The sequence below is a fragment of the Mucilaginibacter gossypiicola genome (assembly GCF_900110105.1).
In the GTDB taxonomy this organism is placed as follows: domain Bacteria; phylum Bacteroidota; class Bacteroidia; order Sphingobacteriales; family Sphingobacteriaceae; genus Mucilaginibacter; species Mucilaginibacter gossypiicola.
On the sequence record NZ_FOCL01000003.1, the window covers coordinates 506,321 to 520,309 of the forward strand.

A 13,989-nucleotide genomic window follows, 5' to 3' on the forward strand; every position below is an offset into this window, starting at 1 on the left:
CACGCTACGCTCGCAATGACATGGCTTTTATTGCTTACAAAGTCAGCTCTTTCCCCAACTGCTCAACCCATTGATTAAACAGCTTGGTTTCAAATTCAACCGCTTTTTGAGCGTGCAGCTCCCATTGCGGCGAGAAATGCTGCAATTGGTTGATCATCTCTTCCAAATGGCCTTCTTCTTCTAAAATGATGGATTTTACGTTCACCTTGCTGCCGGCTTCATCAAGGGCATCCTGGTAAATGGGATAAAGTTCATCAGCACGAACCTCAATAGCATAAGTTACCAGCAAGTATGCGGCAAAACGGAGCTCGGCACCTTTCAGTTTAAGTTCGCTTTTTAAATAGCGGCAAACATCAACATCCAGCTGGTTTAAGTAGTATTTACTTGAGCCCGGGGCCAACAGGTATTCAGCTGCATAAGTTGGCAGCGTTACACCAGTTTTTTCCAGCTGTTTTTTGAGGTAGAAAGCGTGACGGTGCTCTTCTGCAGCATGCTTCAATATGATGTAAGTAACGGTAAGCGGGTCTTCGCTGGCCGAAATTTTGCGTGCGCCGGTATTTTCCATCAACGACAATGTATTTAACCAGCGTGAGTGCAGTTCATTATCGGCTATTATGGCAGGTAGTATTTTGTTCAGCATAATTTATAATTCTACGAGAGCTTGCTCAATTTTGCTGTAAACATAATTGAGTTGCTCATTAGTAATGCAATATGGCGGTAAAATATATATAACGTTGCCTAAAGGGCGCAATATGATCCCTGCCGCTAAAAAGTAGTGATAAAGCTTATCTCTTAGTGAGCTAAAGTACGATGTATTATCGCCCGTTTCCCATTCCATAGCCACTATCGTACCTGTTTGCCTTACCGTTTTTATTTTAGGGTGATTACGGATCTTATCAGCAAAGGCCGTGTGGGCAGCTTTGATCCTCGCAATATTCTCTGCTGTTTCAGGTTGTTGAAACAGGTCAAGACTGGCCAGCGCCGAAGCACAAGCGATCGGGTTAGCAGTAAATGAATGCCCGTGAAAAAGGGTTTTCAGTTTATCGTCGGATAAAAAGGCATCATAGATTTGCTGCGTGCAGGTAGTTAAACCCAACGCCATGGTGCCACCTGTAAGCCCTTTGGAAAAACACATGATATCCGGCTCAACCTGTACGTGATTTGTAGCGAAGGACTTGCCAGTACGCCCGAAACCGGTAAACACCTCATCAGCAATCAGCATTACTTCTTCCTTGCGGCAATGCGCCATCAGTTCATTCAGATATTCAGCCTCATACATGATCATTCCGGCCGAACCTTGAACAAGCGGCTCAAAAATAAAGCAGGCGGTTTGAGATTTGAGATCTGAGATCTGAGATTTGAGACTTTCGATATTTTCCTTGTTGGGTATATCGATAAACTCCACTTCAAATAATAGGCTATCAAAAGCTTTGGTAAACGCACTTCTGCCGCTTACCGCCATAGCACCAAAAGTATCGCCATGATAGGCATTATTGAAAGCGATGATTTTAGTGCGCTGATCGCCTTTATTAAGCCAGTATTGCAGGCACATTTTTATGGCTACTTCAACAGCGGTTGAGCCATTATCAGAGTAGAAGGCTTTCTTTTGATTTGCCGGCAAAATCGCAAGCAAGCGTTCGGCCAGTTCAACCGCACCCTGGTGGGTAAAGCCGGCAAATATCACATGCTCCAGTTTATGAAGCTGTTCTGACACTTTTTTGGCAATGTAAGGATGGGCATGACCATGGATGTTTACCCACCACGATGATACCGCATCAATGTATTGTTTTCCTTCTTCATCAAATAACAGCGCTCCTTCACCACGCACAATGCCTACAGGCGGCTGTGCGGTTTTCATTTGGGTATAAGGATGCCATATTACTTGTAAATCCCTTTCGGTAAGATTCATAGTTCGTTCTGTAAAAGTTCAACCACACGTTTATCTGTCGGAAATTCAAAATCAGCTGTGCTTAACGCCGTAAGCGGTACCCATCTGAAAGCCTGCAGCACCTCTCCTTCCCCATCAAAATCAAAAGCCACGGTTTTGATATTTAAATTAACGGGGGTTAGGCTTCTCACCATATAATATACGCTGATGATCTGCGAATTGTTAAATGCCGATTTAACAGCAAAATCGGTAGTATAAAAATGGCTTACCACCTCTATCTCCAGGTTACACTCTTCCATAAATTCGCGTTTAAGACCGTCAATCAAGCCTTCGCCCAGTTCAAGGCCGCCACCCGGAAATTTTGAAAAGCGTATGCCATACTCCTGTTCGTCGCTTATCAACAACTCATCATCGTCATTCAATAGCAGGCCGTAAACCCTTACATTAAAGTATTCCATTATTCAAAGTGTTTTTTATTACGTACAACCTTTTCCAACGTCCAGGCTATGGTTTCGGTTTGCGCTTCCGACCGGATGGGGCAATTGGGCATACTGCAGTAATGGCAGCAATCAGGCAAACAAGGATCGGCATGGATAAAAAGTTCCGTTTTAATACCCATATCCTTATTGATCATCTTATCAACCAATGATATTTCGGTATGCACTGTATTCAGATCGAAATAGCTTGGGAGCGTCATATGGCAATCAATATGCAGCTCATGACCATATTTCTGCGCACGCAGGTTATGCACATCAATCCAGGCCTCACGGCGCTTCTCGCTCAAAACGTTAATAATATCTGTCACCACCTGAAAATCGGCCTCGTCCATCAACCCACCTACCGATTTACGCACCAGTTTGTAACTGCTGAATACTATATAAAGGCCAACTAATATAGACAGCGCACTATCCAGCCATAAAATTCCTGTAAATTCTATCAATAATAAACCAACTACCAGGCCACCACTGGTAACTGTATCGGCCAGCAAATGACGCCCATCAGCATCAAGGGTCATAGACCGAAGCTCCTTTCCTTTACGGATCATATAATAGCCCAATGCACCATTAATAGCTCCGGTAATGCCTATGATAATAGCACCGGTGAACAGGTCATGAATAATATTAGGAAAGAAAAAGCTGTACACCGATTTTACAATGATGATGCATCCGGCAATGCCGATAAGCGATCCTTCTATAAAAACGGAAAAAAACTCAACCTTACCATGTCCGTAAGGATGGTTTTCATCGCGCGGTAAGGCAGATAGGTAGATACTATAAAAAGCAAATGAGCTTGCTATTACGTTTACAATGCTCTCGGCAGCATCGGTTAATACAAAGTTGGAAGCTGTTAAAAAGTAGGCGCCAAATTTCGCCAGCATCAGCACTATCCCTGTTATAAGCGAAATTAAAATGATCCTTTTTTGTTGATTCAAAGCAAGGGTGGTATTAGGCCGCAAATTTAAAAAATAACAACCGTAAGTAGCAGTAAAGTTATTTTCTATATTTGCCGCGATAACACAATTTATATGAGCGCATTAAGTACCCGGATACAAAACCTGTCCGAATCTGCAACAATTAAAATGGCCAAACTGGGCCGTGAACTTGCCGCTAAAGGTGTCGACGTGATCAGCCTTAGCTTTGGCGAACCTGATTTTCATACCCCTGAGCACATCAAGGAAGCTGCCAAGCAGGCCATGGACAAGAACTTCACCTACTACACACCCGTAGCAGGCTACCCTGAACTTCGTAAAGCCGTAGTTGCCAAGCTGAAGAACGAGAACAATCTTGACTATGATTTCGGCGATATCGTTGTATCTACAGGTGCCAAGCAGGCTATCGCCAACGCGGTATTATGTTTGGTTAATCCCGGCGAAGAAGTGATCATCCCTACCCCTTACTGGGTTTCATACAGCGAAGTAGTTAAATTGGCCGAAGGTAAAAGTGTTTTCATTAACACTACCGTTGATACCAACTTTAAAATTACTCCCGAGCAATTAGAAGCTGCTATTACGCCTAATACCAAACTGTTCATGTTTTCATCGCCATGTAACCCTACAGGAAGCGTTTACAGCAAAGATGAACTGGAAGGTTTAGCTAAAGTGTTTGAAAAATATCCGCAAGTTTACATCCTGAGCGATGAGATATACGAGCACATCAACTTTGTTGACAAGCACGAATCTATTGCACAGTTTGATTATATTAAAGATCGCGTAGTGATCATCAACGGCTGGTCTAAGGCTTTTGCCATGACCGGTTGGAGAATTGGCTACACTGCCAGCACCAAAGAGCTTGCCGCTGCTTTTGATAAAATGCAGGGCCAGGTAACTTCAGGTACATGTTCAATCACCCAGCGTGCAGGTGTTGCCGCTTACGAAGGCGGATTGGAAAGCGTACTTGAAATGCGTGCCGAATTCAAAAAACGCCGCGATATAGTTTATAAATTATTAAGCGAGATTGATGGCGTTAATGTAAACCTGCCAGATGGTGCATTTTACTTTTTCCCTAACGTTACCTCATTCTTTGGTAAAAGCTATAACGGCCGCGTGATCAATGACTCAGACGATTTAAGCTTATACCTGCTTGAAGAAGGCCACGTAGCCACTGTTGGCGGTGACTCATTCGGTGATCCGTCTTCTATCCGTTTATCTTATGCTGCTGCCGAAGATAAGCTGATTGAGGCTATGAGAAGGCTAAAAGAAGCACTGGGTAAATTAGCGTAATAACTGAACCTTGATTTTTAGGATTTGAGGATTACCAGGATCTTAATTGTCTGAATCAGAATTTATAGAATTAACAGACTGCTAAACGATTCAGAAAATTCTTTCATTCGTTTAATTCGAGTTCAGACAACAAAAAGTAAAATCCTATAAATCCAGTAAATCTACCCAAATCCTGGTTCAGAAATAAAAAAGACCTTGCCAGTGGCAAGGTCTTTTTTATTGTAACTGCTTTATGAAAATCAGGCTAATCCTGAAATCCTAAAAATCATGGTTCTGTTTAGTTTATAATCCAAACCCATAAGCGATGCGTAAACCAATCAGACCATAGCTGTTACCCTGACCAAAGAAGCCTTCGTAACGTAAGCCTAAATCAATCACTTTGGTTGCATAACCAATAGTTGGCGAAAGGATAAGCTTGGTATCTTTGCTGCCATCCGGATAAAGAGAAGTTGTTTCAAAACCGGCACCTGCTTCTGCTCCGAAATATAACCTGTGGGCAAGGAACGATTTAATACCAAGCTTTACCGGAATGATGCCAAGATCTTTTGATTTTTCTTTTACTCCTGTTCCTGCCGCATTTGCATCAAGGACGGTAACGTATTTACCAAACATGTTATAATAGCCGGAAGTAAGGGTTAAAGCCGTTTTATTACTTAAACCATACTGTAACCTGGCTGTACCGCCTAACTCAAAGTTTGAGATATCGTGAGCGTTTCCAATTGGCCTCCCTACTTCAAGACCAATGCCTAAACGCCATTTATCAGCCGGGGTAGTTTGAGCTTTTACATTTTTGGCAGTAAATAAAGCCAGCGCAACTGATACACCGGCTATAACCTTTGTAATTTTATTTTTCATATAGCTGTAATTTAAACTCCTGTTAACTTTTTATTAACAAGGCGGCAAATGTATAAAAAAATAAAAGCCCCCTGTTATACATAACAGGAGGCTTTTGTAACAGTTTTTATTATGTAGCTTATAATCCAAAGCCATAAGCTAAACGTACGCCTACTAAGCCATAGTTATTGCTTTGGCCCGAGAAGTTTTCGTAGCGAACGCCAATATCCCATGATTTAGTCGCATAACCCAAACCCGGAGAAAGGATAAGTTTAGTGTCTTTCTCCCCCCCTGCTACCGGTGGGTGAACTTCAAATCCTGCACCTGCTTCACCTGAAAAATAAAATCCATCACCAACAAACGCTTTGATACCGGCTTTTACAGGGATCATACCTAATGACCTGCCTTTAACAGTTACAGTGGTTGTTGATGTTGCATCAGAAAAACTTGAACTATAGGTCTTACCAAAAAAGTTGTAATAACCAGAAGTCAAGGTAAGGGCAACATTGTTATTTACGCCGTATTGCAAACGTGCAGTACCGCCTAATTCAAAATTTGAAATGTCATGTGCATTGCCAGTGGGAATACCTGCTTCTAAACCTATTCCAAAACGTAACGCATTGGCAGGTGTAGTTTGAGCTTTTACATTTGTTCCGATAAAGATAGCTGCTGCAGTAAATGCCGAAGCTATCAGTTTAGTCATTGTTTTCATAGTTGTGTTTTTTTTAGTCAAAGTCTACAATGTATTATGTTAATTTTTCATTGTATTAACCCCATCTTAACAAATACTTTGCCATGTTGGCCAATTTTACCTTTGTCAACATTTAATTAACCATAACAACAACCGCAATTTATCCAACTATCGCAACTTTAGTAATTGAAAATCAGCGTCATTTCCGGGCTGTACAGCAGGTATTCCCGCGTCAAAAACAGCTGCCTGCCAAAGTAAAAATCCGGTTAGAAACTGCCCTGCATATAAGGCAAAAGTGTATAGAAACACGCAATTTTTAGTCAATAAAAGCAGATGACGGTAGGATGAATGGCATACCAAAGCAGCTGAAAAACAAAAAAAGAGAGGCTTTTGCCTCTCTTTTTACAAAATTCAAACAATATGGTTAAGCCTCTGGCCCATGTTTTTTAGGATCATAATTTTTTTCGAGCTCAGCAAGTTTTTCTTTACCATAAGCCATTTTAGTGATCAGGTAAAATAATACCGGTACTATAAATATAGCTAACGATGTAGCGGTAAGCATCCCGCCAAATACCGTCCAGCCAATGGTTTTACGGGCTTCGGCACCTGCACCTGACGCAATCATCAACGGAACAACGCCTAATATAAAGGCCATTGATGTCATGATGATAGGCCTTAAACGCAGCCGAACGGCCTCAAGTGTAGCCTTCTCCAGTTCCATACCTGCATCCACACGTTCTTTGGCAAACTCAACGATCAGGATGGCGTTTTTAGCCGCCAAACCTATCAACGTTATCAAACCGATCTGCGCGTAAACGTTATTGGTAAGACCGTCAAAGAACGACAGGAACAAGATAGCGCCAAAGGCACCCAACGGTACCGACAACAGTACAGAGAACGGCACTGACCAGCTTTCGTACAAAGCAGCCAGGAACAGGAACACGAACCCTATTGACAATGCAAAGATGTATACCGTTTTTGAACCGGATAATAACTCTTCACGGCTCAGACCTGAAAACTCGTAACCATAACCTTGCGGCAATACCTGTGCGGCTGTTTCTTTCAATGCGGTAATGGCATCACCACTGCTATAGCCCGGCTTGGTACTACCGTTGATTTCGGCCGAACGGAACAGGTTATAGTGTGATATCAATGGCGAGTTTTCAATTACCTTGTAGGATGTGAGCGTACTTAATGGCACCATGGCCCCTGATGAATTACGAACAAAATACTGCCCGATGTTTTGCACGTTGGTACGATAGCTTGTATCGGCCTGGGCTACTACCCTAAAGTTACGGCCATAAATAGTAAAGTCGTTAATATAGGTACTACCCAGATAGGTTTGCAGTGCGTTGTTTACGTCAGATATCGCCACGCCAAGCTTTTTAGATTTCTCCCTGTCTATCGTTAACTGGTAAGCTGGTGTACTGGCGGTAAAGAACGAGAACGCCCTTGCTATCTCCTTACGCTGGTTAATAGCCCCCAAAAACGTTCGGAGTGTTTTCTCAAATACCTTGATGTCGCCACCGGCCTGTTTTTCCTCCAATATAAACGAGAAACCACCTGTGCTACCCAAACCCGGAATTGCCGGTGGTTGGATCACCACAACATTAGCCTCCTTATACTTACCAAGTTTTTGGTTTAACCTCGCAACAAGGGCCGTTATTTGTTGTGATTTCTCCTTACGCTCATCCCATGGCTTTAGCTGCACAAATATGGTAGCACTATTTGATTTACTTGCAAAGCTGATGGCATTCAAACCACCCAATGCCGCGTAGTGAGCAATTTCAGGTACGCTATCAAGCGTTCGCATCATGTTGTGTAACACATCAACAGTACGACCGGTTGCTGACGCCTCAGGTAAATCAAAAGTGATATACACACGCCCATCATCTTCCAGCGGGATAAAACCGGATGGTTTACTTCTAAATAAAAGTATCGCGCCAATAATGATACATACCAACAAAATGATAATATACTTTGAGTTCTTGATACTCTTATCAACCGTATTGCGATACCTGCCTGTTACACTGGTAAACCAGCTGTTAAACTTAAAGAAGAATTTATTAAGCCCTCCGGAGTTTTCATCAATCTTATGCGGTTTTAACAATAAGGTACATAACGCTGGTGTTAATGACAGCGCCACAAAAGCTGATATCAATACAGATATAGCGATGGTGATAGCAAACTGTTGATATAAGCGTCCCACTATACCGGGCACAAAACCTACCGGCACAAACACCGCGGCAAGAATCAGCGCAATGGCTATTACCGGTGCAGATATGTCGGCCATGGCGTGTTGGGTGGCTTCTTTAGGCGTCATGCCCTCCTCATCCATATAATGCTGCACAGCTTCCACCACCACAATGGCATCATCTACCACAATACCAATGGCGAGTACGAAACCAAACAGCGTTAAAGTATTGATAGTAAAATTGAGCGGAATAAAGAAGATGAACGTTCCAATAATAGATACCGGAATAGCCAGTACCGGAATAAGGGTTGTACGCCAGCTTTGTAAAAACAGGAACACTACCAAAATAACCAGTGCCAGGGCAATAACCAATGTATCAATCACCTCGCTTACTGATACCTTTACCACAGTTATAGCCTCAAAAGGCACTACATAATCAATATCCTTAGGAAAGCTCTTTTTAAGCTCATCCATGGTAGCATACACATTATCAGCAGTTTCGAGCGAGTTACTGTTTGGGGCCTGATAAACCAGCAGGTAAGAAGCGCGTTTACCATCAACAAATGAATTACCCGAGTAGTTGAACTTACCCAGTTCAATCCTGGCAACATCTTTCAGGTGTACTATGCCGCCATTATTAGGCTGGGTTTTAACAACCACGTTACCAAACTCTTCCGGCTTCTCTAAACGCCCCTTTACAATCACCGAATACTCAAATGTTTGTCCCTTTAATTGAGGCGTAGCACCTACTGTACCGGCAGCAACCTGCGCATTTTGTTCCTGCAATGCATTGGTTACGTCGGCAGCGCTCATGCCTAAGGCAGCAAGTTTATCCGGGTTAAGCCAGATACGCATACTAAAGTCATCGGCACGGGTAACAACGTCGCCCACACCTTTGGTACGCAAAATAGCGTCCTTTATAAATACGTTGGTATAGTTATCGGTAAAAGTAACATCATGGGTACCTTTGGGGCTAAACATAGCCACCAGCATCAAAATACTTGGGTTACGTTTACGTACCACCATACCTAAACGCTGTACTTCCTGAGGTAATGTAGGTAAGGCAATACCAACGCGGTTCTGCACATCGAGCGCTGCGATATTGATATCAGTACCAACATCAAAGTTAACGGTCATGCTCATTTGTCCGTTACTGCTGCTGTTACTTTGCAGGTAGGTCATGCCTGGCACACCGTTCACCTGCACCTCAACCGGCGTTGCTACCGTTTGTTCAACTGTTAGTGCGTCGGCACCGGTATATGTACCACTTACAGATACGGTAGGCGGTGTAATATCAGGGTACTGGCCTATTGGCAGGCTGGTTATTGACAGGATACCCACTATTAATATCACCAGGGATATTACAATGGCTGTAACCGGTCGTTTTATAAAAGTATCTGCGATCATTCTTTCTTTATATTAAGTTTTCCAGGGTAGATGTGCCCTTGTTCGGCTTAAAATTTTTCCTGTTGATATAAATTTATTTTTTAGGCGCTGCTCCGGCCGGCGCTGCAGATCCGGTAGTTACCCTGCCACCATCGCGCAAACGCTGAAAGCCGTCGGTAATCACTTTATCGCCTTGTTTTATACCATCCATCACCACAACATCACTATTAATACGTGGCCCCAATTTCACTTTCACCTGTTTTGCAATCGTATCGCGCCTGTCTTTAACCGTTTTATCAGCAGCCGTATCTTTAACCACAGTATCCCTTGTGGCAAATACAAAAAACTCACCCATTTGCTCAGTTACCGCTTTATACGGAATTTGCACACGCTCGCCCGACTGACTGTTCAGAACCTGCAAAACGCAGCTCATACCATCTTTTAAAACATCGTCCTCATTCGGGAACTGGATCCTCACCTTAATACTGCCGGTCTGGTTGCTTACACCCCTGTCAATAGCCAGTACTTTTCCTGCTTTGCTGTATTTGCTTCCATCAGGCAGTACCAGTTTAAAGGTGCTGTCGGTACTTGATTTTTGCAGACCATAAAAGCGGTTGATATCCTGCTCGTTGATCACTACGTCGACACCTATAGGATGCTCGGCAGATATTGTGTTCATTAACGTAGTTCCTGCTACCACCTGCGTTCCTAACCTCACCTGCGAGATACCGATACGCCCGGTAAAAGGTGCAGTGATAGTGGCATATGAAAGATCCGTACGGGCCGATTCAAGTGCAGCTTTGGCAACTGCAACCTGGCTTTTATTAGTTTCATAGGTAGCTTGTGCCTGATCTACCGTTTGGCGGGCAATTGCATCGCTTTTCAACAGCATATTGTACCTGTCAATGTCTTTTTGCGCTTTAACCAGATTGGCTTCGGCGCTTAATACATTGGCTTTGGCCTGATCAAAAGCTGCCTGGTATTTGCGTTTATCTATTTCATACAATACTTTGCCCTTTTGTACAACATCGCCTTCTTTAAAAAATATACCGGTTACAAAGCCCGGTACCTGGCTGCGTAGTTCCACAGTGTTCACTGAAACCACCAAGCCCTGGTATTTATCATAATATACTGCTTCGGCTGTTTTAGCATCAGCAAGGTATACAGGGGTTGGAGGCATGGCCGCCGGCCCGCCCTTTTGAGGTTTACCGCATGATGCCCATGTTAAAAGTGCTGCAGGGGCTAACCAATATATATATGTATGTTTCATGTAGAAATAGGTTATTCGTGTGTTGCTGTAGTTTTTATTTTTTTATTGCGATATTTTATGGTTGCTGAACAGGCAGGATACCCAAAGCCTTCTCCAGGTCAATTTTACTGCTCAGCAAATTGAATAAGGCGTTATAATAGCTCAGTTCGGCCGTGCGCAGATCAGCTTGCGATACAATTACATCAAGGTACGTTTTTACGCCCTCGCGGTATTGCAGGCTTACCACTTTATATACATCCTTTGCAAGGTTCACATTTTCGCGGATAAGCTGGTAGCTTGTATAATTACTTTTATAAGCTGCCAGTGCCTGGGTATACTCGGTATAAATGCTGTTTTTTGTATTGACTAAATCCAGATCGGTACGCTCAACCTGCAGTTTGGCCTTGGCCAGGTTTTGCAGGCGTTTAGTCCCCTGAAAAATTGGTACAGCCAGTGTTAACCCAACGTATCCGGTTGGGAAAGAACTATTATACAGATCAGAAAAATCATGGCTGAAGTAAGCGTGCTGATAACTGCCCACCGCCGATAGCGACGGCAAAAAACCAAAGCGGTAGTAATTTACATTGAGATTGTTGAGCGCTTTTGTTGTTTCCAGCAAACGGTATTCAATGCGGTTATTTACGTTGAGCATTTGCAAAGTATCAATACTGGCTTCCTGCTCATAACGGGTTGAATCATAAGAGAGGCTTAACTGCGTGGCTGCACCTACACCCATGATCTGCTTCAGTAAAGCGGTTTTACTTTTAATTGCCTCTTCTGTTTGCTTACGGGTAGCAACTGAATTGTTCAGGGCAATTGTAGCCTGTTTATAATCTGTAGGGTCGGATACGCCGGCAGTATACCTGCTTTTGGCATCTTTCAGGCTTCTTTGTAACCTGATGATATCTTCTTTGGTGATATCAAGCTGTTTTTCCGAAAGTAAAACATCAAAAAAGGCTTTGCTTACATCGCTTACCACATCAATCTGACTGCTCAGGGTATTTTGCTTATAATATTCGCGTGAATATTTTTTTGCCCTTGATGCAAGAAATACATCATTATTATATAATACCTGCGAAGCTGTAACTCCTAATGTTGAAAGATTGCGAATGGTGCCGGCGTTACTTGGGATATTGGCACCAGATGCTCCCGCTTGAGGGCTGCCCTTATAATAGTAATTGTATAAACCCGAACCATTTACTTGCGGCAGCCAGGCTGATAAACCAATTTTAATATCCCGCTCGTTGATCTGTTCATCAATTGAAGCCTGCCTTACTGTTGGCTGGTTACGCAAAGCAAAATCAATAGCCTGTTTTAGCGACACCGGACCGCTAATGCTATCGGCAGCAGTTTGGGCATAACTATTGCTATGTAAACTAAATGTTAAATTAAGTACAATGAGTGCTAAAAAGTACTTGTGTTTTTTCATACGGTAGCTGTAAATAACAATGTATATCAAGCAAAAATCATAAAGAAAGTTTTATAATTTGTGCAGGATTTATACGGGGGAATGCGAATATGTAATTAATATTACGATTTTAAAATCTGGAACAAGAATTTTACGTAAAAAATTACAAAAACGCGGGATAGTGTAAGCTTTTTGGGCTTTTGACAAAAAAATGAAAATAATAGGCTCGATATAAACAAAAAAATTAATTAATTTGCCGTGTAAGAATTTGTGTGCTTCTTAAGTAGTATTGATACGTTAATAGGCATTATTTTAAAAAAATTTACACACACCGTATAAGTTATATGCTTATTCATGGTATTTTTACACAAAATTTAAGCAGAGTTAATATACATGGTTAAAAAACTACATGGGAAAATCGCTCAGTTTCAAGTGGCAAATATGCTGCGGGAACGGGGGTTATATCCTTATTTCAGGCCTATTGAGTCTGCACAAGACACTGAGGTAATTATTGACAACAAGCGGGTATTAATGTTTGGTTCTAATTCATACTTAGGCCTTACCAATCATCCAAAAATCAAAGAAGCTTCAAAAAAAGCAATTGACAAATATGGCACAGGCTGCGCCGGTTCACGTTTTTTGAACGGTACACTTGATATCCACATTGAGCTTGAAAACAGGCTGGCGAGCTATGTAGGCAAAGAAGCCACTGTTTTATTCAGCACAGGTTACCAGGTAAACCTTGGTGTACTTTCATGCGTTACCGGCAGGAATGACTATATCATACTTGACGAGTATGATCATGCCTGTATCATTGACGGCAGCCGCCTGTCGTTTTCAAAAGTGATCAAGTATGCCCACAATGACATGGCCGATCTTGAGCGCAAATTAAGCATACTTCCTGAAGATGCCGTGAAGATTATTGCGGTTGATGGTATTTTCAGCATGGAAGGCGATATTGTTAAATTGCCTAAAATTGTTGAGCTTGCTGATACTTATGGTGCTAACATCATGGTTGATGATGCGCACAGCCTTGGCGTAATTGGTGATAAAGGTGCAGGTACTGCCTCACACTTTAATTTAACTAATGAAGTTGACCTTATCATGGGTACTTTCAGTAAATCATTAGCTTCTTTAGGTGGTTTCATCGCCAGCGATCAGGATACTATTGATTATATCAAACACCGTGCACGTTCATTGATGTTTAGCGCAAGTATGCCTCCAGGCTCTGTAGCCAGCGTAATTGCCGCATTAGATATCATCGAATCGGAACCAGAGCGTATCGAAAAACTATGGGATAATACCAATTATGCCATGAAGCTTTTATTGGAAGAAGGTTTTGACCTTGGCCCTACCGAAAGCCCTATTTTGCCGATCTACGTTCGTGATAACGAAAAAACTTTCGCGGTTACCAAACACCTGCAAGCTTCTGGTGTATTTGTTAACCCGGTTGTATCCCCTGCCGTTCCTTCTGATTCATCGCTGCTCCGTTTCTCATTAATGGCTACTCATACCTTTGAGCAAATTGACGAAGCTGTTGAAAAACTATCAAAAGCCTTTAAAGAAGTTGGTGTAAACGCTTCTGTTAAAGAAAAAATATAATGAAGAACTCTAATTGTG

At 42.4% G+C, this 13,989-nt stretch carries 11 protein-coding genes; 2 read left to right on the plus strand and 9 right to left on the minus strand.

Annotated features, from left to right (window positions below):
* Positions 1-34: 34 nt before the first annotated feature.
* Genes BMX50_RS11975 through BMX50_RS11990 form a run of 4 tightly spaced genes read right to left on the minus strand, consistent with a single transcriptional unit; the run spans position 35 to position 3,320 of the window.
* The gene (locus BMX50_RS11975) at positions 35-640 is read right to left on the minus strand and encodes a hypothetical protein (protein WP_208864688.1); all 606 of its coding nucleotides are present in this window, start codon (positions 638-640) and stop codon (positions 35-37) included.
* Between the two features lie 3 nt (positions 641-643).
* Entirely contained in the window at positions 644-1,909 is a 1,266-nt protein-coding gene (bioA, locus tag BMX50_RS11980) for an adenosylmethionine--8-amino-7-oxononanoate transaminase (RefSeq protein ID WP_091210757.1), read from the minus strand.
* Entirely contained in the window at positions 1,906-2,346 is a 441-nt protein-coding gene (locus BMX50_RS11985) for an NUDIX domain-containing protein (protein WP_091210758.1), read from the minus strand. The genes bioA and BMX50_RS11985 overlap by 4 nt, the downstream gene beginning before the upstream one ends.
* Positions 2,346-3,320, minus strand: a complete 975-nt coding sequence (locus BMX50_RS11990; RefSeq protein ID WP_091211098.1) for a cation diffusion facilitator family transporter — start codon at positions 3,318-3,320, stop codon at positions 2,346-2,348. The genes BMX50_RS11985 and BMX50_RS11990 overlap by 1 nt, the downstream gene beginning before the upstream one ends.
* A gap of 93 nt (positions 3,321-3,413) precedes the next feature.
* Between BMX50_RS11990 and BMX50_RS11995 the strand changes: the two genes are divergently transcribed.
* Positions 3,414-4,607 (plus strand): pyridoxal phosphate-dependent aminotransferase, encoded by a 1,194-nt coding sequence (locus BMX50_RS11995; protein ID WP_208864689.1) that lies wholly within the window; start codon positions 3,414-3,416, stop codon positions 4,605-4,607.
* A gap of 282 nt (positions 4,608-4,889) precedes the next feature.
* On the opposite strand, the gene BMX50_RS12000 is transcribed toward BMX50_RS11995, so the two are convergent.
* The 5 genes from BMX50_RS12000 to BMX50_RS12020 form a co-directional block, all read right to left on the minus strand.
* On the minus strand, positions 4,890-5,462 hold the full coding sequence (locus tag BMX50_RS12000; protein ID WP_091210759.1) for a hypothetical protein: 573 nt from the start codon (positions 5,460-5,462) through the stop codon (positions 4,890-4,892).
* Between the two features lie 118 nt (positions 5,463-5,580).
* Positions 5,581-6,153, minus strand: a complete 573-nt coding sequence (locus BMX50_RS12005; RefSeq protein WP_091210760.1) for a hypothetical protein — start codon at positions 6,151-6,153, stop codon at positions 5,581-5,583.
* 403 nt (positions 6,154-6,556) lie between these two features.
* Positions 6,557-9,733: an efflux RND transporter permease subunit gene (locus tag BMX50_RS12010; RefSeq protein ID WP_091210761.1), complete on the minus strand. Its 3,177-nt coding sequence runs from the start codon at positions 9,731-9,733 to the stop codon at positions 6,557-6,559.
* Between the two features lie 73 nt (positions 9,734-9,806).
* On the minus strand, positions 9,807-10,982 hold the full coding sequence (locus BMX50_RS12015; protein WP_091210762.1) for an efflux RND transporter periplasmic adaptor subunit: 1,176 nt from the start codon (positions 10,980-10,982) through the stop codon (positions 9,807-9,809).
* Positions 10,983-11,037: 55 nt separating this feature from the next.
* Positions 11,038-12,390: a TolC family protein gene (locus BMX50_RS12020; protein WP_091210763.1), complete on the minus strand. Its 1,353-nt coding sequence runs from the start codon at positions 12,388-12,390 to the stop codon at positions 11,038-11,040.
* A gap of 372 nt (positions 12,391-12,762) precedes the next feature.
* Here BMX50_RS12020 and spt point away from each other — a divergent pair, with 372 nt between their 5' ends.
* The gene (spt, locus tag BMX50_RS12025; RefSeq protein ID WP_091210764.1) at positions 12,763-13,971 is read left to right on the plus strand and encodes a serine palmitoyltransferase; all 1,209 of its coding nucleotides are present in this window, start codon (positions 12,763-12,765) and stop codon (positions 13,969-13,971) included.
* Positions 13,972-13,989: the final 18 nt, after the last annotated feature.

Coding starts and splice junctions, on each gene's coding strand:
- bioA (WP_091210757.1), bottom strand. CDS start 1,909: ATGAATCTTACCGAAAGGGATTTACAAGTAATATGGCATCCTTATACC.
- BMX50_RS11985 (WP_091210758.1), bottom strand. CDS start 2,346: ATGGAATACTTTAATGTAAGGGTTTACGGCCTGCTATTGAATGACGAT.
- BMX50_RS11995 (WP_208864689.1), top strand. CDS start 3,414: ATGAGCGCATTAAGTACCCGGATACAAAACCTGTCCGAATCTGCAACA.
- BMX50_RS12005 (WP_091210760.1), bottom strand. CDS start 6,153: ATGAAAACAATGACTAAACTGATAGCTTCGGCATTTACTGCAGCAGCT.
- BMX50_RS12010 (WP_091210761.1), bottom strand. CDS start 9,733: ATGATCGCAGATACTTTTATAAAACGACCGGTTACAGCCATTGTAATA.
- BMX50_RS12015 (WP_091210762.1), bottom strand. CDS start 10,982: ATGAAACATACATATATATATTGGTTAGCCCCTGCAGCACTTTTAACA.
- BMX50_RS12020 (WP_091210763.1), bottom strand. CDS start 12,390: ATGAAAAAACACAAGTACTTTTTAGCACTCATTGTACTTAATTTAACA.
- spt (WP_091210764.1), top strand. CDS start 12,763: ATGGTTAAAAAACTACATGGGAAAATCGCTCAGTTTCAAGTGGCAAAT.
- BMX50_RS11975 (WP_208864688.1), bottom strand. CDS start 640: ATGCTGAACAAAATACTACCTGCCATAATAGCCGATAATGAACTGCAC.
- BMX50_RS12000 (WP_091210759.1), bottom strand. CDS start 5,462: ATGAAAAATAAAATTACAAAGGTTATAGCCGGTGTATCAGTTGCGCTG.